A 21,792-nucleotide genomic window follows, 5' to 3' on the forward strand; every position below is an offset into this window, starting at 1 on the left:
TCCGGGCGTAGGGATCGTCCCGCTAATCGGGGCGACAGGTTCGGCTGACATCAGTTTGGTTGTTCATTGTCTCCGCGCCACAGTCGAAACAGTTCGTCTTCAATCCGTTGCGTGTAGGGGCGTAGCGTGTCGACGCTCAGACGGATGTAATGCATACCTGTGACGTCCCGTTCAGTGTGGTTGACGAGCCGTTTCACCATTCTGTCTGGCACTTCGAGCCGGGTGGCGAGTGTTACAAATGTCCTACGCAGATCGTGTGCGCTCCAATCCACTCCCGATCTCTTACGAGAGGCCGCGACTTCGAGTCGTTCGTTTCGGGGGTTTAACCCAAAAACTCGACCGCTCTCCCGTCGTAAATCCGTTTTTCGCTTGCTGAGTAATGCTTTGAGGCGGCTGCCCATTGGAATGAGAAGTGGCTTGCCATTCTTTGTTTCCGGGATTGTCAGGCTACTTTTTTCGAAATCCACACACTCCCAGCTCAATCGCAAGCCTTCTCCCAAGCGAAGACCTGTCAAAGCCAGGGTGGTAAAGAGCTCGGCCGATGTGCGGCTGCCTTGCTGGATAGACGCATGCCAGCGAGCTTGGTCCTCGTCAGCGATCAGCCGATCTCGGGGCCGCACGATGAAGGCTCCTTCCAGCTTCAATACTTTCTGGACCGGATTGAGGAGGTTTTTGTCGTGCGCGGCGTTGTAGAAATTAAAGAGCGCCCGGATGATCCTCAGGGAGTGGTTGGCTTGCGCGGGTGAGGGCAGAGTAATGAAATGTGCGCGGAATACATCCGGAGTCAGGTTTTCCGCTGGCTGCGAAAGGTGGTCGGCCCAGTAGCGATCCAGACAGTCCCGATAGCGGCGAACGGTATCGGGTTTCAGGCGAGATTTCTTTACGCTGACATATTCATCAAGCAACGCTTGAAGTGAAATGTTTGGGGTGGCTGTTGTGACTGGCGGTGGCACTGAGTGTGCGGCAGGAGTTGGCGCGAAGCCGAGTAGCAAGCTTGTTGCATCGGATCTAGCCTCCGCGATGGCTGTCAGCAAGTCTGCAATCCGCAGACCCGTCTGGATCGGATCTGAGGGCCTCTGAGCCGCGTAATTGGCGGGCAATTTGGGTAGCTGCACCAAGGTTTTCCACCAGATTGTGAAGAGTCGCAAGGCTCACTTCGTCACTCTGTCAGAAAGGGCCTGTCACGTTTGAGAGCCATGGCGCGTTTCGTCAGCGTTCAGTGCTTCCTTCGTAACGCGCCAGCTTTTCCCGTAGCTCAATGAGCTCCAGATGTGGCTGCAACATCTTGCGGACCTCTTGCGGGCTGACGCCGAGTTTTTGCAGCTCACGAATCAGCGGGCGCCAGTTGTAATCCTCACGAGCGAGCGCTTCTTCCTCCAGGTCCGCAACGGTGAGTTCTCGTAATGCGGGATAGGCATCAAGGTCGTAAGCGGGAAGGTCTGCGTCATCGGCGGTTGGCGAGTCATCCTCGTCGTTTGGATCTGTTTGGGGCTGGTGGTAGCGCCAGGCGTCTGCGTCCCGGTCGAGCGCCGTGCTTAGAGGTAGATCTCTGTGATACCAATCGAGGTAGTCTCGGGGCGATTTTTTGAGTTCGTCTTCTTGCCAGATTTCGGCGAACTCTTCGTCACGCATGTAATGCGAATCCGCCAACTGTGCGTCAAGCAGTGCGCAAAGGTTCAGACCTTTGTTCAAGGACTCCGGCAGGTCACGACGGATCCTGATCAATGTGCTTGTGCCTTCAGGAGGCACGACGAACATCAGGCTACCGACCCGGGTGACCTTATGAATAGCGCTGGCAATCCGGATCTCTGAGTTCGGAGCAAGGATCAGCTTCACCGCCTTCTGCAGGGTAATGATGTCGTCCCGATCGCGGATGACCCAGGTGTGAATTCGCGACGGTACGAGACCTCCGTATCGCCAGTCCAGACGATCACAGACCCGATCCTGGCGTTCCTGCGACAACACTTTCTTGCGCCCTCCCAGCCAGATGGTCAGGGCAGGACGGTTGACGTCCGCACGTCTGGCCAGTTCCGCGATCGTGAGCCCTTTGAGTTTCCGAAGCAGTTCGGCAACCAGAGACAAATCGAGTTCGTCAGCAGTGTTCATGCTTAACACCTTTGTGGGGTGATGTTAATTTAGCACAACATGTATTGACGTGGGTGTCTGGTGTGTTCTAGATTACATGTGTGAAGTTCAAAAAACTTAACCCATGTACTTAGCGTGAGGCCAGCATGACGCCTATCGATCTACTTTCCTCGGATGGGTCTCCCGTTTCAGGGCTGTTTGCGTTGCGCCAGCTTGTCGCAGCCATGCGCCCGGCTGTTGTTGTCGAACCCTCTGCATTGGCACCGCTTCAGGCATCTCCACGCAAGGTCATCGCTTATGACCATCGTGGTCTGGAGCGCTTTGATGCTCTGCCTGGCGAAGACAGCAAGCGCGAGAATCCCCGCCGCAAGCTCATGATCGAGCGACTTATCGAGCGTGGTCCCGAGCGCTCTCTGGGGGCTTGGCCGTCCGACGCGATGTTCGAAGCGCTCGAAGTTCTGAAGACCAGTCACCCCAACTTCCTCGAAGTCACCGAGTACGTGATTGGCGAAGCAGTCCTGGCGATGGAGCAGGGGCGGGCGATCTGCGGATTGCGATTGCTTTTTTCTGGGCCGCCGGGCATTGGAAAGAGCGACTATGCGATGGCTCTGAGCCAGGCGCTGGGTCTGCCGTTGCGAATTTCCAGCATGTCGGCGGCAAGCAGTGGCTTTGAGATTAGCGGAGTGGATGAAGGCTGGGGCAGCAGTCGGCCGGGCATGGTTTTTGAGGAAATTGTCGAAGGGCCGTTTGCCAATCCCATCTTCTTGCTCGACGAGATCGACAAGGTCTCTGACCGCAATCGTGATGCCGTGGGCGGGCTGTATCAGCTCTTTGAGAATCACACCGCACGGGTTTTCCGGGATCGCTCTGTGCCATTTGTGGCGCTCGACACCAGTCACGTGAATTGGCTATTGACGGCCAATGAGGTCGATGAGATTGAGCCCGCCTTGTTGAGTCGATTTCATCACTTCGAAATTGCGTTGCCGTCGCGCGAGCAGTACGCCGGCCTGATTCAGCGCCTGTATCAGCAGACGGCGCAGGGAATGGGGCTGGCAGAGCGTTTTCCGGCGGAATTGCTGGGTGCGGATGTTGAGCGTCTGCTGGATTTCAGTGCTCGCGAAATCAAGCGAGTCTTGCGGGTGGTGTTTCTGAATGCGGTCACGAGCAAGACCGATGGATTGAGATTCGAGGAGGCGGTGCTCAAGTTGGTGGGTGGCACTGAGCGTGGTGCTGCGTCAGGCTTTCAAGGAGTGCGTAGTGCGAGGCGCGGCGGTTCGACGCGCGCCATCGGTTTCATCTGGCCGAATGATTCGGAGGTGGCGCAATGACTCGTTCAATGAAATCGGTTGATTATCCTCCGGGGTTCAACAAGTGCAGTTTTCTGATGCGTCTGCGCCAGCGGATCGATAGATACCGAAACTCACTATCGGAAGTGAGTCCTCTGGCCCGCTTGTATATTGAACTCGTGGCCGATGCTTGTCTCACACATTACGAGAGACAGCGTGAAGACATCCGGCGCTGGATGAATGAACTGATCGAGGCGGCGCTGGTTGGCAGTGGAGACGATCCGCTCGAAGCTTTCCGACGTCGCCTGGAGCAGGAAGAGGGCTGGTGGCCCATGGTCAGCCTGCTCTGGCAGCTCCATTGCTCCGAGATCGCACAGGATATCCCTGAAATTCTGCAGAAACACTTCCAGGCCAAGCCTGACTGCACGCCTACTCAAATGTGGGACCTGGGCGTCGCCGTCATGCAGCTCACCCCGAAAGACCTCTTTGGAGAGGCTTTCATTGACGCCTTGAATGAGCCGCTCATCACGAGCACCTACAACGAGGAGGTCGAGCTCGGTCGGCTGGCTGAGGGATTGGTCGATTTCATCCAGGCGCGCTGGCCTGATATGGAGGGCAGTGATCCCTGGGCCAGTCTCCCTGAGCCAGATGGCGGCCCCGTGCCGTTCTCAGGGCCCTTGTTCAACAATAATGGGGCGCCTCTCTGGCACGAGATGATGGGTGATGACGATGAAGACGGCGATGAGCATGCAGACGCTGCGCCTGTGCAGGCAGTCTCGCAGCAGTCGATCAGCATCACGATCAGGCCACTCGCGTCGCTCAGTGAGGCGAAGCCGGAATCAGACCGACCGAATGCCGTGATGTCCAAACGTCGCCGGTCGATGCGTGCCGGCGCCCGTGCACCCTTGAACGTTGCGGCATGGGCACGGCGTGGGCGGGAAATGTCGCGCGTTCGACTCGCTGGGGCAGAAAGGCGGCGCCCATGAACGTCACACCGCATCGGCTGATTTTTCTGGACTTCGACGGAGTCCTCCATTCCGTGCGCAGCAATGCCCGGCTCTTCGAGCATGTCGCGCGCCTGGCGGAAATGCTCGCTCCGTATCCAGCGGTGCGCATCGTCGTTTCGTCCTCCTGGCGCAATGCCCATGAGGAAGATGCGCTGCAGGGCTTTCTGCGGCCACTGGCCGAACGCATGCTGGGCGTGACGCCAAAGTTGGCAGGCGCATTGCGGCAGGATGAGATCGAGGCCTGGCTGCAGGACAATACGGAACGCTACGCCGCGTTCGATCCGGCAGGCGTGGAGGTCGGCGACTGGGTCGCCATCGACGATATGCCGCGTCTGTTCAATCCCGGCTGTCCTTGGTTGCTCGCCACCGACCCACTTACCGGCATGGACCAGAAAGCCTGGGCTTATCTGCAGGCCTGGCTGGAGACGGGGAGGCTGCCGGCCGAGGTCGCCACGGAAGGCGAGCTCAATCTCAAACACAGCTTCTCAGCTGTAGCTGACCTGTCTGTGAACTATCGCATCTATCCGCGCAGCAAGCGTCTGCAGCTATTCGCGCCGCATCTGGATACCCATCTGTTGGATGACATGCTGTTTCGTAACGCCGCAGCCCTTGGCGTCACGGGTCTGTGGCAAGACGACGATCAGCGCTTCATGCCCAACCGCAGCGACTGGCTCGTCACGCTCGAACTGCCGGGCGTGCGTTTCAGGCTTGAAGCAATTCAACTTGCCCAAGCCGTGGGGCGCCAGCGCACCCTGGTTTTGCAACCACTTCGTCCGCAAGAAGGAGAGTCCTCATGAGCCCCGAACTCGACGTGCTGCTGTGCCAGCGCTACCCCAAGATTTTTGTCGATCGGCGCGCTTCCATCCAGACAAGCTGCATGGCCTGGGGTTTCAGCTGTGGAGATGGTTGGTTTGAAATCGTGGATGCGATCTGTGCCCGGCTACAGCACATGACCGACCATGAAGGCGCGCCACAAGTGGTCGCCAGCCAGGTGAAGGAGAAATTTGGCAGTCTGAAGTTCTATGTACGGCGTGCCACCGAGGCGCAGATCGACGAGATTTCGAGGATCGCAGGTCGCTCAAACCACATCTGCGAAGTCTGCGGTGCGCCCGGCGCGACCGTGGTGGCGGGCGGCTGGCATCAGGTACGCTGTGCTGAGCACACACCGGCAGGTGCGCTGAGCTTCTCTGAGTTCGCAGCGCGGCGGCGGGCGGCGCAGGCTGAGTGGGAGCGGTTGCAGAGTCCGCAGGGACAGCGAAGATTGCGAGGCGAGGCATGAAACTCTGGATTCTCTCTGATCTGCACCTCGAATCCAGCCAGTGGGAGGTGCCCACTGGCGTCGAGGCCGATGTGGTCGTGCTGGCCGGTGATATCCATACCGGTGTACGCGGCATGGCCTGGGCGCGTCGCGCCTTCAAGGGGCGGCAGGTCATCTACGTGGCAGGTAATCATGAAGGCTATGGCCAGCACTGGCTGCCCCTGATGGATGAACTGCGTGCGGCAGCCAGGCCGGACCTGCTTTTTCTGGAATGCAGTCAGGTTGTCATTCAGGGCGTGCGCTTTCTCGGCGCTACGCTATGGACCGACTGCAATCTGTGGGGTGATCGCGCCTCAGTGCTGGCCGAACAGCGTTGCCTGTACGACTTCCGTGCCATCCGCATGGATCGCGAAAGCGATCTGCGTCTGGAGCCGGTCGAGATGATTCGCTGGCATGAGTGTGCGCGTGATTGGCTGGCCGAGGCACTGCAAACGCCTTTCGACGGCCCGACGGTGGTCGTGACCCATCATGCGCCGCACCCCAAGTCGGTATTGCCGTACGACCCCCACCAGCGCGAGCCGATCTCGGCATATTTTGCGAGCGATCTCAGCTGGCTGATCGAACGTCATCAGCCTGCGCTGTGGATTCATGGGCACAGCCACGCATCGCTGGACTATCAGGTGGGGTGTACCCGCGTGCTTGCAAATCCCGCCGGCTATGAGCGCTTCGAGCGGCTGCGCGAGAATGGCCATTTCAAGCCTGGTCTCGTTGTGGAGGTGTGAGCATGGACAGGCACACAGGCTTGATCATGAAGCCCGGGATTCCTGATTGTTGAGAACAAGGCTTTGCCACAGAGCGAACGCCTCGGGTTTTGGCTGCCGCAGGCTGCCGAAAAACAAGCCAACAAAGATACAAAGCCGTCACACGCCTTTTCCTGCCCGCCCGATGCGCATTCATCTGCGCATCGGCTCATCCCGTAGGGTAGCAACACAACAAACAGAACAAAGGCGTCACGACCAGCTCACCGAGTCGCAAGGGCGACTCGCGTTTGATGTCGTCGGTATTGCGGCACAATGTGAGGGGACGAGGCATGGGAGAGTTGCAATGATCGGAGTTGGGGCAATAGTCAAATTTGCAGAACCACAGTCGGAGGACGAGACGGCTGAGCGGTTCGTCGTAAAAGAGCTCAGAGGGGAGCGGGTTCTGGTCGAGGACATTCAATCCTCAGCTGCCATCAAGCCGACGTTCGTATACATGCTCAATGACATGAAGTTAGCTGCCGAAGAGACTTGATCTGCATTGTTTCTCAATAGGGTGTGTCGAATGCTTGGGAAGCGCGAAGCTGAGTATTGGTTTCGGTTGTCCTGGTGTTTGGAAAGCGCATCCAGAGGCGTAAAATCGGAAGTTTTTGTAGGCATCCCGGTGTGTGGCTAGGAGGCTGTGTTCATCGGAGAGGGTGTGAAGTGTCCAGAGTTGCTTGCGTCGATTTGTTCTGTGGAGCTGGTGGCTTGAGTCATGGGTTCGTACTAGAGGGTCTCCCCATGGCAGCAGGCATTGACCTTGATCCCGCCTGCAAGTATCCCTACGAACAGAACAATGACGCGCCGTTTTTACAGCGTGACGTCAGCAAACTGCCCTCGTCCGAGGTGGCCGATCTGTACGGTGATGCGGAAGTGAAGGTTTTGGCTGGCTGTGCGCCGTGTCAGCCTTTCTCGACCTATGCCCAACGCTATGAGTCCGATGGGAAAGAAGGGCGCTGGGGGTTGCTATATCACTTCGCGCGACTGGTGAAGGACACCTCGCCAGATGTCATTACGATGGAGAACGTGCCGACAGTCGCCAAGCACGAGGTCTTCCATGATTTCGTGGCAACGCTGCGGGAACAGAAGTACCACGTGTGGTTCGGCGTTGTGGATAGCTCACAGTACGGCGTTCCACAGATGCGTCGCCGAATGGTCCTGCTGGCGTCTCGGTACGGCGAGATCAAGATGATCGAGCCGACTCATCCCGATCCCATTACTGTCAAAGAAGCCATTGGGCGCTTGCGCCCATTGAGCGCGGGTGAGGCTGCCCCGGGTGACAAATTGCATGTCGCTGCCGGTCTGACGGACAAGAATCTCCAACGTATCCGTCACTCGAAACCAGGCGGCACTTGGCGTGACTGGCCAAAGAAGCTGGTTGCCGACTGCCACAAGGCAGATAGTGGTCGTACCTACCCGGGGGTTTATGGTCGTATGGAGTGGCACAAGCCTGCCCCCACGATGACGACGCAATGCTATGGCTTCGGGAATGGGCGTTTTGGGCATCCGGAGCAGGATCGCGCCATCTCATTGCGTGAGGCTGCAATCCTGCAGAGTTTTCCCCGAGACTACGCGTTCGTTCCTCCGGATGGCCCGGTGCATTTCACTTCGCTCGGCCGGATGATCGGCAATGCCGTCCCGGTCGGCCTGGGGCGAGCAATTGCTAAGAGCATCAAGGCCCACCTTGCGGCGCTTCCCGACCAAGCCTGATAGGTCGAGCCTCGGCGCTCAAGGTGAGTGACTGGTTTCCCCTGCAGAGCGAACCATGCCCCGCATGGTAAAGGTTTTGTAGGAGCGTGAGGATGTCCAACGTTTGAGCAAACAACATGTAATCGATTGTTGTGGAAACACGTGGCCAGCAAACTAAATCTACAAATTTGTTGTGTCCTCCTGCGGATAAAATGTAGCCCGTAAAAACAAAATGGGGCGCAGGCGTGGGAGACTCGGCTGGATTCACAGAAAACGCCTATCGATCCTGCCCAGAGCCAGGCCAGCTCGTCGAAGTCCGGCGCCGGCAATGGGTCGTGGCCGAGGTTCAGGCTTCCAAGCTGGCGGGGCAACGTGCCCTGCAAAACGCCGTCACCCTCTCCTCCATCGATGAGGATGGTTTGGGTGAGGAGCTCCAAGTCATCTGGGAAATCGAACCCGGCGCGCAAATCATCGAACGTGCGGGGCTACCGTCGATCACCGGCCAGGATGACTCCGATACCCTCGAGGCCTTTCTAGACGCTGTTCGTTGGGGTGCTGCAACCAATGCAGACCGAGGCTTTCTACAAGCGCCATTCCGCAGTGGTGTCAGCATCGAAGACTTCCAGCTCGACCCATTGGTGCGTGCCATCGACATGGCCCGCACCAATCTGCTCATCGCCGACGACGTCGGCTTGGGCAAGACCATCGAGGCAGGTCTCGTCATCCAGGAGATGTTGCTGCGGCACCGTGCCCGCACCGTCCTGATCGTCTGTCCTGCATCGCTGCAAGAGAAGTGGCGCGTCGAGATGCTGGAGAAATTCGGCCTCGAATTCCGAGTCGTCGACACGGCCTACATCAAGCAGTTGCGCCGAGAGCGCGGCATCCACGCCAACCCATGGACGTCGCATCCGCGCTTGATCGCCTCCATGGACTGGGTCAAGAGCGGCGAAGGGCTGCGTGCCATGCGCGATGTTTTGCCAGCGCATACCAGCTATCCGCGCAAATTCGACATGCTCGTCGTCGACGAAGCACACAACATCGCCCCCGCTGCCGGAGCGAATTACGCGCTGGAGAGCCAGCGCACGCGCTTCATTCGCTCCATCAGCCCGCACTTCCAGCATCGGCTGTTTCTGACGGCCACCCCGCACAACGGCTACACCGAGTCCTTCACATCGTTGCTCGAATTGCTCGACGATCAACGCTTCGCCCGAAACATCCTGCCAGATGAAAAGCAGCTGAGTCAGGTGATGATTCGTCGCCTCAAGAGCGATCTGGTCGATGCGGAAGGCAAGCCACTCTATGCGCAGCGCAAGCTGCAAGCGCTGCTGGCCTCGTACTCCACACAAGAGCGCGCCATACACCAGAAGCTGAATGACTATTGTGCGAGCCGCGAGCAGGACGCCGAAAAAGCGTGCAATGCGTTCGGCACATCATTCGTCAACCAACTGCTCAAGAAGCGTCTCTTCTCCTCTCCCGCCGCGTTCGCATCCACGCTTGAGAAGCACATCGCCAGTCTGGCCAATGGTGGCCAACGCAAGGACAAGGATGCGATGGCTGACCGCATTTTGCGCAAAGCCATCCTGCGGGTCGAAGAAGACTACGCCAACGACCAGGAGGTCGAAAACGCCCAGTCCGAGGCCGTCGAGGAAGCTTCACGTCGCGCGCAACCGCTGACAGCAGAGCAGCAACAGATGCTGAACGAACTGAGATCTTGGGCACAGACCGCCAAGAACCAGGTCGACGCCAAAGCCAAAGCGATCCTCGACTGGCTCACGGCCAACCTCAAGACCGACGGTCAGTGGAACGAGCGCCGGGTCATTTTGTTCACCGAATACCGCACTACCCACCAGTGGATACACGAAATCCTCGCCAGCCACGATTTCGGTGGCGATCGACTGGCCATCCTTCATGGCGGCATGGCGCAGGACGAACGTGAGAAAGTCAAAGCGGCCTTCCAGACCTCCCCCAAGGATTCAGCTGTTCGCATCTTGCTGGCCACAGATGCGGCGTCGGAAGGTATCGACTTACAGAACCACTGTAACTGCCTCATCCATCTGGAGATCCCGTACAACCCCAATGTGATGGAGCAGCGCAACGGTCGTATCGACCGACACGGTCAGCGCCAGAAGGAAGTCCTGATCTGGCACCCCGTCGATGGTGGAGAACAAGGCAAACCAACCATTGGCGGTCACGGCGACGACATCATTCGGGCGCTGCGCAAACTCGAATCCATGCGTGCGGACATGGGTAGCGTCAACCCGGTAATCGCGCCGCAGATGTCGGGGCTGATCGAAGGCACGCTCAAAGACATCGACACCCGTCTCGCAGAAGCCAAGATCGCCAAGGCAAGACGCTTCGTGCGCGCTGAGCGCGAACTGAAAGATCGTGTCGCCAAGCTGCACGAACGGCTGCTGATCACGCAGCAGGATTTCCACCTCACGCCAGAGCACATCCTCATGGCGGTCAAGATGGGCCTTGAGTTGGCAGGCCGCCCACCTCTCGAGCCTTTCGACTTGACTGACGCTCCGGCGGGCACCGTATTCAAGATGCCTGCGCTGTCGGGCTCGTGGGCGCGCTGCCTCGAAGGCTTGCGTCACCCCCACACACTGCAGATTCGACCCATCACCTTCGACCATGCCGTCGCCACCGGGCGTGACGACGTGGTGCTGGTTCACCTCAACCACCGGCTGGTGCAGATGTGTCTGCGCCTGCTGCGCGCCGAAGTCTGGGCACAAGACGATGTGAAGAAGCTGCATCGTGTCACCGTGCGTTCGGTGCCGGACGCACTGATCGACGGGCCTACCGTGGTCGTCATCTCGCGGTTGGTCGTCACGGGTGGCAACCATCATCGCCTCCACGAAGAGCTGACGGTCGCCGGAGGCTACCTGGGCGACAAATCCTTCCGTCGTGAGGATGGCGTCACCAAAGTCCAGCAATGGCTGGATCAGGCCAAGCCACTGACGGCCGCAGATTCGCTGTTCGATGCCATCCGTGTGCGTTTCGACCGTGCACAGAGCACCATCCTGCAGGCTGTCGATGCCCGTTCGAAAGACCGCCTCAAGTTCCTCACCAACACCCTTCAATCCCGTAAGCAGCAGGAAATGGCTGACATCGGTACCGTGCTCGATGAGCTTGAAAGAGCCATTCAAGCAGAACTGAAAAAAGATCAGCAACCGTCGCAGTTATCGCTCTTCACTGAAGACGAACGAACACAGCTCAGGCGCGACACCGCCGCACTGGAAGCGCGTCTTGCCCGCATTCCGGCCGAGCGCCAGCAAGAGGCTGAAGCCATCGAAGCCCGCTACGCCAAACTGAACGACCGCACCTTCCCGGTCGCGGTGATTTTCCTCGTGCCGGAGGACTGCACGAGATGAGTCGTGGGGTTCGATACTCGCTATCCGGTTTCGTCATTGCTGATGACTCCCAATTGCTGGGGGAGCTCACTGACTCGGTTAGTTCGACCGGCGTCCAGAGCACGCGGACGACTCAAATCGAGACGTGGAAGCTCCAGATCGCGCTTATGAAGCGCTGCGCCCAGGAGCTGATGGAACGGCACGAGGCGTCGGCGTGGCAGCTCATCCTCGAATATGAGTTGCCACGCCGACAGAAGCGCCCCGACGCCGTTTTGCTCGCCGACGATCTCATTCTGGTTGTGGAGTTCAAGGTCGGAGCGACCGCTCACGATGCCTCGTCTCGCTGGCAGGTGGAGGACTACTGCCTGAACCTCCGTGATTTCCACGGCGGTAGCGCCGGGCACACGATCGTACCGGTACTCTGTTCCACGGCCGCGCCAAGTGTCGTGGGCTCGTCCCTGGCTTCAGGTTCGCATGTTGCACCTATCAGGTTTGCGAATGCTGAAGACCTTTTCTCTGTATTGCTCGCTGCTCACAGGGCGCTGCACGTCCCCGGTGCCTCGCCCATCAATGCCGACGCCTGGGCCGACGCACCATACCGCCCCACGCTGTCGGTAATTGAGGCCGCCGAGCGCCTTTACGAGAACCACGACGTTCGAGAGATCAGCCACAGCTACGCCAGCAATCTAGACGCGACGACCGACATGCTGGCGGAGGTGATTCGAGAAGCACGAGCGCAGAACCGGCGCTACGTGTGTTTCGTCACGGGCGTACCGGGCGCTGGCAAGACGCTGACTGGGCTCAATGTCGTTCATGACCCCTCTCTGCGCGCAGAAGGCGGTCCCTCGGGCATCTTCTTATCTGGCAACGGCCCCTTGGTCAAAGTGGTGCGCGAAGCATTGGTATTGAGCCAACAGCGCGCAGGGCGTCGGCGCCAAGACAGCGCCCATGAAGTCTCGACCTTCATACAGAACGTCCACCAGTTCCTGCGTTATCACCGCGAGCATCTCACGGCACTCCCTCATGAGCATGTCATCGTATTCGACGAAGCACAGCGTGCCTGGAACCCTGAGCAAATGCAGCGCAAGCAAGGGGTGGATCGTTCAGAGGCGGCCGAACTCTTCGATGTGATGGATCGCCTTGATGGATGGGCCGTGATCATCGCCCTGGTTGGTGGGGGGCAAGAAATCTTTCTGGGAGAGGCGGGGCTGGAAGAATGGGGGCGTGCCGCTGCCGTTCGCCCCCATTGGCGCGTCGTCGCCTCTCCCGAAGTCGTCTCCGGCGGCGCCAGCGTCTCCGGACACCGCCTATTCGGTGATGGTGTTCCTCCCAGCATCGAGTTCAGGCCGGAGCCCCTGGCGCATCTGAGTGTCGGGGTGCGGAGCTTTCGAGCTCAACGACTTGCTGAGTGGGTCGACGCAGTGCTCACGCTCGATACCGAACGCGCTCGCTCACTCGTGCCTGATCACCGGGAGTTCCCGCTCCACTTTACTCGCGACCTCGACGTTGCCAAAGCCTGGTTGCGAGCCAGGAGCGAGCCGGGGAACGGACAGCGAGCCGGCCTGATTGCCACCTCGGAGGATCAACGCCTGCGAGCCTATGGTCTCGAGCGCTCCAGCGCTTTCCGTCTGGACTACTCGTTCGAGAAGTGGTTCTTGATGCCCCCCACGGATGTCCGTTCGAGCCACGCTCTCGAAGTAGCAGCGTCCGAGTTCGAATGCCAAGGACTTGAGCTCGACTGGGTTGGACTGTGCTGGGGCGGCGATCTGACCCCATCCAATCCCGGCGACTGGGAGTACCGCAAGTTTCGTGGCAGTGCTTGGAATCAGGTGCGCGGAGATGGGGAGCGCACCTATGTACGCAATCGCTATCGTGTCCTGCTCACCCGAGCACGACTTGGCATGATCATCTGGGTTCCCCGAGGCAGAACAGACGACACGACCCTCGACCCGACTAGGTTCGACCGTACTGCGCAGTTGCTACAGGCGGCAGGAGTACCCGAGCTGCAACAAGAATTCCAAGGAGCTCAGGCATGAGCCAATACGACCTTCACCACGACTGGCTGTCGCTGATCGAGATCTCCGGCCCTTTCCTCGCTGTTCCCGTTCTGAAGGAAGCCTTTCCGCAAGGGCTGGAAGAACTTGATGCTGCCAAACGCAAACGTCTGCGCCAAGCCTATGAGGAATGGCGCGAAGCGCTGGAGCTGGAAGACGCGCAATTCGCTGAGTTACACGTGGCGTGGATTGATGAGGTACTGTCGCGTGGCCTTGAGCTCGACGAAGACGGTAAAGGCGATGTCCTCAAGCGCGCCGATTGGTGCGCCGCCAACCTCAACGCCAGCTTGCCCGAACATGGCGTGACGCTGTCGCCTGATCTTGCGGTGATCGATGAGCAGCGCGCCAACAAACCGCTGCTGCTGATCCAGACCTATGCGCAGGATGTCGATCTCGATGCCACCCTGAAGCAAAACGGCTGGGCCGCCACACCTGCCGATCGCATGGTCACGCTGTGCCGCGCGCTGGGCTGCCGCCTCGGCTTGGTGACCAACGGCGAGCGCTGGATGCTGGTGGATGCCCCCGTGGGTGCAGTCAGCACCTTTGCCAGTTGGTATGCCCGCCTCTGGAGCCAAGAGCCCATCACTCTGCAGGCCTTCGTGCATCTGCTCGGCATTCGTCGCTTCTTTGTCGATGAATCCGAACAACTGCCTGCACTGTTCGATCGCTCACTGAAATTCCAGGATGAAGTCACCGATGCCCTTGGCGAGCAAGTACGCCGCGCCGTCGAGGTATTGATTCAAACCCTCGACAAGGCCGACCAGGATCGCAACCGCGAGCTGCTGCACGACGTCAAGGAACCCGAGCTGTATGAAGCCGCGCTGACGGTGATGATGCGCTTGGTGTTCCTGCTCTCCGCCGAAGAGCGTGGCCTGCTGCTGATGGGCGACGAGCGTTACGAAGCCAACTATGCGCTCTCCACCTTGCGCATGCAGTTGCGCAAGGAATCCGAGGAGATCCTCGAGCGCCGCTGGGATGCCTGGTCGCGTCTGCTGGCGATCTTCCGCGCGGTGTTCGGCGGCATTGAGCACGAGAATCTGCGCCTCCCCGCACTGGGCGGCTCGCTGTTCGATCCCGACCGCTTCCCCTTCCTCGAAGGTCGGGCCAAAGGCTCCAACTGGCGCAGCGATGCAGCCAAGCCACTGCCCATCGATAACCGCACCGTGCTGCTGTTGCTTGAGGCCATCCAGCAATTCCAAGGCCGCACGCTGTCCTATCGCGCACTGGATGTCGAACAGATCGGCTATGTGTACGAAGGTCTGCTCGAACGCACCGTCAAGCGTACCGAAGAGGTGACGTTGGATCTCTCATTCGGAAAGGATGCAAAGAAAAACGTCTTTACTTTCGACGAGTTGGAGCAGCTTAGGATTCAGGGTGAGCAGATTCTCGTCGAAACGTTGTCATCTCCAAAAGCGATCAAACGAGCGGCATCGGCAATTGCGAATGACCTCGCTAGACCCGTTGATGACATGCTTGCCGAGCACCTGCTGACCGCATGCCAGGGTGACACCAAACTCCGCGACCGCGTCAAACCCTATGCCCATCTGCTGCGCACTGACCCATGGGGCTATCCACTGGTGTATCCCGCAGGAGCCTTCATCGTCACCACCGGCTCCGACCGGCGCGAAACCGGCACCCACTACACCCCAAAATCGCTGACCGAAGCCATCGTTGCCGAGACCCTCACGCCTGTGGCCTATGTCGGCCCGGCAGAGGGAACGCCGCGAGAACTGTGGGCGCTGAAATCTCCCGCCGAACTGCTCGACCTCAAGATCTGCGACCCCGCCATGGGCTCGGGCGCATTCCTGGTGCAGGCCTGCCGCTGGCTGTCTGATCGCCTCGTCGAGTCATGGGCACTGGTCGAAGCCTTGGGCAAGGCCGTGAGCGTGGACGGTGAGGTTCTGGATGCCGGAGCAACAAAGGAGCCTCTGCCCCGCGACAGCGAAGCTCGCACGGTGATCGCGCGCCGTCTCATCGCCGAGCGCTGCCTGTACGGCGTCGATTTGAACCCGCTGGCAGTCGAACTGGCCAAACTCTCGATCTGGCTGGTAACACTGGCCAAGGGGCGCCCCTTTGGCTTTCTCGACCATAACCTGCGCTGCGGTAATAGTCTGCTGGGCATTCATCGGCTGGATCAGCTGACCCAGCTTTCGACGAACCCTACCGGTCAAGGGCAACTACGTCTGTTTGGCCAGAATATCGAGCGGGCCGTGCGCGAGGCCATCGAACTGCGGCAGCAGTTACGTGAGATGCCCATCCGCGATATCCGTGATGTGGAAGCCATGGCCCATCTGGATGCGGATGCTCGCAGCAGACTCGAAGTACCGGAAAGCATCGCTGATGCGTTTATTGGCGATGTGTTCGCATCAGGACTCAATACTTCTGCCATAGAAACTGGGCTTGCATCGCTTGCGATTCTGGCTGGCCAAGCAGTCGATGGCAGTCCGGGCTCACTCGATGCCATTCGCAGACGATCCCTCCTCACGCTCTCGACCGATCTACCTGCCGACAAGCCGGCCCGTCAGCCTTTCCATTGGCCATTGGAGTTTCCGGAGGTGTTCGCTCGCGAACGCGGAGGCTTCGACGGCATGGTCGGCAATCCACCATTTCTGGGCGGACAGCGCATTACCGGAGTCGCGGGCACGGCCTTCCGTGATTGGCTGGTGGCGCACATCGCCGAAGGGCGGCGCGGTTCGGCGGATCTGGTCGCCTATTTCTTCCTGCGTTCATGGGCCCTACTGCGCGATGGCGGCGGTTTCGGACTACTCGCAGTCAACACCATTGCGGAAGGTGACACGCGACAGGTCGGCCTGGAGGCCATGGTGGGAGCTGGTGCCGTCATCCACGCGGCCTACCCGAACGAACCTTGGCCCGGAAAGGCTGCGGTCGTTACCAGTCGTGTTCATGTCCACAAAGGCGAGTGGTTAGGCGAACGCTCGCTACTCGGGCGACCGGCTCCTTTCATATCGGCCTTCCTGTCCGATCGTGAGGAGTGGAGTCCAGAACGGCTGAAAACGAACGAAGGTTTGGCGTATCAAGGGTCAATCGTGCTGGGCATGGGCTTCGTGCTTCTGCCTGATCAGGCGAGCACGATGCTGGATGCCGATCCGAAGAACGCCGAAGTGATTTTTCCCTACATCAACGGTGACGACCTCAATTCAGACCCAGAACAGAAGCCGAGTCGCTGGGTCATCAACTTCTGGGATTGGCCGGAAACGAAGGCGAAGACATACACCCTGCCTTACAAATGGCTGGAAGATAACGTGAAGGCCGAGCGCCTTGCTAACAAGGACAAGGGCGCACGAGAGAAGTGGTGGTTGTTTCTCCGAGCACGATCTGAGCTTTACCACGCCATCGGGCGTGGCCGCCATTTCGTACGGCACCCGGATAACTGGTCGCCCGACCGGAGCCAGCCAGCGCGAGTGCTGGCAATAACGCGCGTCAGCAAAACGCTGGCATTCTCGTTCGTCGATTCCAACATCGTATTCTCTGATGCGACTGTCGCGTTCTCGCTCGGTCGGGGGAGAGATTTCTCTCTCTTGCAATCCAACGTTCATGCTGTGTTCGCATGGCAGCACGCATCTCGCCTCAAGAGCGATTTACGATACAGCCAGACGGATGCGCTTGAGCCGTTCGCCTTCCCTGAAAGTTTCGGCAGCGCATCAAACGACTCTCTTGATGGTTTGGGAGAAAAGCTGCACGAAGCACGCATTGAAGTCATGCGAACCGATCGCATCGGCCTGACAAAACTCTACAACCGTTTCCATGCCGACACCGAATGTGGTCCTCGCATCGAACGGTTGCGTGCATTGCAGCGTGAAATGGACACCGCTATCGTGCATGCCTACGGCTGGGAAGATCTTGACCTCGGACACGGTTTCCACGAAGTACCCTACCTGCCGGAAAACGATCGCATCCGCTACACCATCTCGGAAACTGCGCGCGTCGAAGTGCTGCGACGGTTGTCGGAGTTGAATAAGCAGCGATATGAAGAAGAGGTCGAGGCCGGCTTGCACAATGACACCAGTCCACGTAAAGCCAAGAGTACTTCACGACGGCAATCCGCACAGACGAAGACGGCCGCATCAACCGTTCAAGCAGGATTCGACTTCGGGGATTCGCCCAGCAAGAGCAGCTCCGCGCCCAGCGCGTCAGCAATCAATCAATGGGGCAAAAATGCCTCCGACCAGATCTTGACGTGGCTCGAAGCTCATACAGGGTGGTTTACCAAACTAGCCATTCTGACTGGCAGTGGAGCGGAGCCAGGCGCATGGGATGAGGCTCTTGCCGAATTGCTGGCCGATGACTTTGTCGAAGCTCATGCCGATGGCAACCGCTGGCGGGCCAAGCCATGAACGAGGTTAGACGATGCGAAACGTAAAAGAATTGTCACCCGAACGATTCAACGCCTTCGTCGACTGGACGCGTGGCCCCTATGTGGGTGAGCTTACCGATGAATTGGAGTATTACTCCGACACGTTCGAGCGCGTTCTGGGGGTTTTGACTCTCGACTATACAGATCAGGATTTCGGGTATGTCATTCTTGGGCGAGACGAGGCGCGGCGTTTTCGATGCATTGATGTCAAGGTTTCCATGCCAAACCCTGGTATGGCCAGAAGCCGACTGAAGAAGGCCATTTGTCAGCACAGCCAGACCGGCAAGACCATATTCCCCCAAGGTGACGCGCCCCATAAGAGCGTTGATCTATTCCTACCCCAAATGCCATCGGATCGCTGGCACGTCAGTTTTGCTGCGATGCTGGAACACCCGCATTGGCAACCTGCCATCGGCATCATGTCGGAGATGATGCGTCATTTTGTCGATGTTGATGGACATTTCGTGAAGGAGTTTCAAAGCAATGGATTCGATGCTCGCATCTGGGAACTCTATCTTTACGCATATCTGAAAGAAGAACGGCTGCACTTCGATCGCGAACATCACGCTCCAGACTACATAGTGGGGAAGTATGGCAAAAAGGTGGCTATAGAAGCAGTCACCATCAATCCAAGTGGAAAAGTAGCTCCGCTAGAGCGCTCAGACTCAGGTCCCATCCTGTGGTCGCAAGAAGAAATTAGTCGGCTTTTAGAGAACCAGATACCAATAAAATTTGCCAGCGCACTAACCGGAAAGCTAAACAAACAGCCAGCCTACTGGGAGCTTGATCACGTAAAAGGCCATCCGCTTGTTTTTGCGTTGGCCGATTTTCATGAGCCGCAGGCGATGACATGGAGTTTTCCGGCAGTACTGCAATATCTATATGGCGTCGGTCATGAGTTCTCTCACGATGATTCTGGGAAGTTAACCATCAGCCCATTGAAAATTGATCATTTCACCAAAGAAAACGGCGCACAAGTTCAAGCGGGTTTTTTCTTCCTGCCAGAAGCGGAAAATGTGAGTGCTGTTCTCTTCTCTAATAGCGGCACGCTGTCAAAGTTCAATCGTATGGGTAGGCTTGCAGGCTTCGGTGACGGTAAGAGTTTGATGTTCCGTTCCGGAGTTTGTCACCACCATGACCCCAATTCAGCTTTGCCGCTGCCGTTTCACTTCGAGATCGCTCCGGGAAAAGCCACTGAGACTTGGGCCGAAGGTCTATCTATGTTTCACAACCCCAACGCAAAAATACCTGTGCCACGTGAGTTGTTTCCTTCCATAGCTCATCACGAGTTTCGAGATGGCCAGGTGCATAGCCTGATCCCGGAGTTTCACCCATATACCTCAATGACATTTCATTTGCGAGTCGATGCGTCGGCGGACGGCAACTCATCAGGTAGCGCCCGAAAGGAGTAATCAATGGAGAATTTTAAAATAATTGGTTCGTTTTGTATGCGGAGAGTCCGTCCATGACAAAACTAAGCACTGACACTGCTCAGGCGAGCCCGACGAAACAGTTCTTCGTGTCGATGCTCACGCGTGACATAAAACTTGAGGATGCCATCCTTGATCTGATCGATAACTGTCTTGATGGTGCTCTTCGACAGAGCAACGGCGAACTACCTACGTACGAGAAGTACTGGGTGAGGATCAGACTCGCAAAGGATCATTTCTCCATTGAAGATAACTGCGGCGGCATCCCGCGAGAGGTCGCGAAAAACTACGCGTTCAAAATGGGGCGGGAGGCTGACGATAGCCGCGACGCCGATACCGAAACTATCGGGATGTACGGCGTCGGAATGAAGAGGGCGATCTTCAAAATGGGCCGCAACTCAATCGTAAAAACCCGTCACGGCAATGATACGTACGAGGTTCCGATCACCGCTCAATGGCTCGACGCGACGAATTGGGACCCCCTTCCGATCCACGAACCCACCGAGGCGAAGGAAAAACTCGAACAGCCAGGAACCTCCATTTACGTGAGCGAGTTGAACGAGGGTGTTGCTAGGCACTTTTCCAACCCTGCTTTCGTGAATGAGGTGATCACGGCAATCTCGCAGCACTTTACGATGTTCCTCCAGTGGGGATTCAAGATCGAACTAAACGACGAGGTGGTGAAGCCTGTCCATGTCGAAGTACTAGTTTCACCTAGAGAGGATGGCCCGGCCCCTTACGTATATCAAAAGACAGACGGTGATGTAACGGTATCGATCACTGTCGGCCTCAACACGAGCCGCCGCTCTGAAGATGACGATACTGACGATGACGCCGACTTCGCGGGCCAGCGCGCATCGGCTACAGCGGGTTGGACTGTGCTCTGCAATGACCGCGCGGTAATCGTTGGAGACAAGAGCCGCTTGACGGGCTGGGGAGACCTACCGCTCGTTCCTCTCTACCACCCACAATTTGCGGTCATCACTGGCATCATTGAGTTTCGTGCAAAAGATGCGATGAAGCTTCCCGTTACTACCACTAAGCGCGCCCTTGATGCATCGTCGGAGCTTTGGCTTGAGTCCCTCGTGAAAATGAAGGAGGGAATGCGGGTATGGATCTCGTACACGAACGACTGGAAGAACCATCCTCGTTCCGATCAACAGAGTCACTGGCAGGACGCACAGCCATTGTCACTGAGTAGTGCGATTGAGGCGGTTGCCTCTCGTAAGTCCGCAAGAACATCGTCCTCACTCAATGACGTCGGTTCGAAAGTCGATGTAGTCGAGTTCAACCCAAAGAAAAGTAGCGTTCTTCCGAAACCTGATGCGAAGAAACCCTCATCCAAGAGGATCGTGTTTTCGCGTCCAGTTGAAGAGGTGCGGGCCGTCTCGAAAATGCTATTTGACGACCCCGGGGTTAACGCAGGAACCGTTGGCGACGAGTGCTTCGCGATCCAGCTTGCACTTGCCTTGCCGTCCAAGACGCGGGGAGGGTGATTGTGAGCGCCGGTTCTTCTGTGCCGTACAAGCTTCGGCCAAATAAAGCAGTGGATCGCGAGTTGTTTCTCTCGTTGTTGACACGTCTTGCACCAGTGTTGTCGCTGGAGGGACATCACTACATCGGGCTTGGCGGCTCATTTCTGGAAGACTTTAGGCTCGTGCATGCACGCCTTGGAGTCGAGCGTATGACGAGTGTCGAATCCGAGGAGGAGGTGCACAAGCGGCAGCTTTTCAATCGGCCCACGGCGTCCGTAGAGTGCGTGCACTCAAGCCTTGAGGAATACCTTGACGCACACGACTTCGACCAGCCTGCGATCATCTGGTTCGATTACACAGCGCCAAAGCCTGTTGAACAAATTGGACGTTTTGCACGCACTGTCGGAGAGGTGAGGATCAATAGCATCCTACGCGTTACGCTCAACGCGCAGCCCAGCGCGTTAGGAGAGCCGAACCCAAAGCTCTCGGGCCAAGCTCTGTTAGATTGGCGACTCGAGAAATTCAAGGACCGACTTGGTTCGCTGTGTCCGACTGACATCGTTGCAGCGGGCATGGAGAGGAAGACTTATGGCCAAAGTATCCTTCGCGCCCTGTTCTTGGCTGTCGAGAAGGAGGCTCTCAGCCACGCAGATCGAACTGTGGTGTGGGGATTGAGCACACACTATGCGGACGGCCAGCCGATGGTTACCGCCACGCTCGTAGTATGTGCGGCTGATGACAAAGCTATTCAATCTCTCCTAAAGGGCTGGACGTTTTATTCGCCTCCAAGCAAACCTCTTTGCATTGACTTGCCGGCATTGTCGACGCTTGAGCGCTTAACGATGGAATCGAACGAAGACGCCAAGACAAAACTTGGGTTCGAGCTACCAGAGTCAGGGCTCGGCGAGGATCCATTCCAAGTGTTTAGGAGGTTCTACCGCATCTATCCGCACTTTTCGCGAGTCGAACTTTAGCCCGTG

At 57.9% G+C, this 21,792-nt stretch carries 14 protein-coding genes; 12 read left to right on the top strand and 2 right to left on the bottom strand.

Annotation, left to right across the window (positions count from 1 at the left end; translation table 11 throughout):
* Positions 1–50: 50 nt before the first annotated feature.
* Positions 51–1,034, bottom strand: coding sequence for a tyrosine-type recombinase/integrase (locus ABDB87_RS10645; RefSeq protein WP_345926764.1), 984 nt, complete (start codon positions 1,032–1,034; stop codon positions 51–53).
* Positions 1,035–1,209: 175 nt separating this feature from the next.
* Positions 1,210–2,106 (bottom strand): helix-turn-helix domain-containing protein, encoded by an 897-nt coding sequence (locus tag ABDB87_RS10650; RefSeq protein WP_345926765.1) that lies wholly within the window; start codon positions 2,104–2,106, stop codon positions 1,210–1,212.
* A 125-nt stretch (positions 2,107–2,231) separates the two neighbouring features.
* Here ABDB87_RS10650 and ABDB87_RS10655 point away from each other — a divergent pair, with 125 nt between their 5' ends.
* The 12 genes from ABDB87_RS10655 (at position 2,232) to ABDB87_RS10710 (ending at position 21,786) form a co-directional block, all read left to right on the top strand.
* On the top strand, positions 2,232–3,413 hold the full coding sequence (locus ABDB87_RS10655; RefSeq protein WP_345926767.1) for an AAA family ATPase: 1,182 nt from the start codon (positions 2,232–2,234) through the stop codon (positions 3,411–3,413).
* Entirely contained in the window at positions 3,410–4,357 is a 948-nt protein-coding gene (locus tag ABDB87_RS10660) for a hypothetical protein (protein WP_345926769.1), read from the top strand. The genes ABDB87_RS10655 and ABDB87_RS10660 overlap by 4 nt, the downstream gene beginning before the upstream one ends.
* Positions 4,354–5,175, top strand: a complete 822-nt coding sequence (locus ABDB87_RS10665) for an HAD domain-containing protein (RefSeq protein ID WP_345926771.1) — start codon at positions 4,354–4,356, stop codon at positions 5,173–5,175. The genes ABDB87_RS10660 and ABDB87_RS10665 overlap by 4 nt, the downstream gene beginning before the upstream one ends.
* Complete coding sequence (locus ABDB87_RS10670) at positions 5,172–5,657, top strand: hypothetical protein (RefSeq protein WP_345926773.1); 486 nt, start codon at positions 5,172–5,174, stop codon at positions 5,655–5,657. The genes ABDB87_RS10665 and ABDB87_RS10670 overlap by 4 nt, the downstream gene beginning before the upstream one ends.
* Positions 5,654–6,418 carry a metallophosphoesterase gene (locus tag ABDB87_RS10675; RefSeq protein WP_345926775.1) on the top strand — a complete coding sequence of 255 codons (765 nt, stop codon included), beginning with the start codon at positions 5,654–5,656 and terminating at the stop codon, positions 6,416–6,418. Before ABDB87_RS10670 ends, ABDB87_RS10675 begins: the two co-directional genes overlap by 4 nt.
* Before the next feature lie 681 nt (positions 6,419–7,099).
* Entirely contained in the window at positions 7,100–8,146 is a 1,047-nt protein-coding gene (locus ABDB87_RS10680) for a DNA cytosine methyltransferase (RefSeq protein ID WP_345926777.1), read from the top strand.
* Positions 8,147–8,370: 224 nt separating this feature from the next.
* Positions 8,371–11,499, top strand: coding sequence for a DISARM system SNF2-like helicase DrmD (drmD, locus tag ABDB87_RS10685; RefSeq protein ID WP_345926779.1), 3,129 nt, complete (start codon positions 8,371–8,373; stop codon positions 11,497–11,499).
* Positions 11,496–13,514 carry a DUF2075 domain-containing protein gene (locus ABDB87_RS10690; protein WP_345926782.1) on the top strand — a complete coding sequence of 673 codons (2,019 nt, stop codon included), beginning with the start codon at positions 11,496–11,498 and terminating at the stop codon, positions 13,512–13,514. The genes drmD and ABDB87_RS10690 overlap by 4 nt, the downstream gene beginning before the upstream one ends.
* A complete protein-coding gene (locus ABDB87_RS10695; RefSeq protein WP_345926784.1) occupies positions 13,511–17,887 on the top strand; it encodes an Eco57I restriction-modification methylase domain-containing protein in 4,377 nt (1,458 codons plus the stop codon). The genes ABDB87_RS10690 and ABDB87_RS10695 overlap by 4 nt, the downstream gene beginning before the upstream one ends.
* 13 nt (positions 17,888–17,900) lie before the next feature.
* On the top strand, positions 17,901–19,319 hold the full coding sequence (locus tag ABDB87_RS10700) for a hypothetical protein (protein ID WP_345926786.1): 1,419 nt from the start codon (positions 17,901–17,903) through the stop codon (positions 19,317–19,319).
* A gap of 53 nt (positions 19,320–19,372) precedes the next feature.
* Positions 19,373–20,833, top strand: a complete 1,461-nt coding sequence (locus tag ABDB87_RS10705) for an ATP-binding protein (RefSeq protein ID WP_345926789.1) — start codon at positions 19,373–19,375, stop codon at positions 20,831–20,833.
* Positions 20,834–20,835: 2 nt separating this feature from the next.
* Positions 20,836–21,786 (top strand): O-methyltransferase, encoded by a 951-nt coding sequence (locus tag ABDB87_RS10710; RefSeq protein ID WP_345926791.1) that lies wholly within the window; start codon positions 20,836–20,838, stop codon positions 21,784–21,786.
* Positions 21,787–21,792: the final 6 nt, after the last annotated feature.

This window comes from Uliginosibacterium paludis (assembly GCF_039631355.1).
Taxonomy (GTDB): domain Bacteria; phylum Pseudomonadota; class Gammaproteobacteria; order Burkholderiales; family Rhodocyclaceae; genus Uliginosibacterium; species Uliginosibacterium paludis.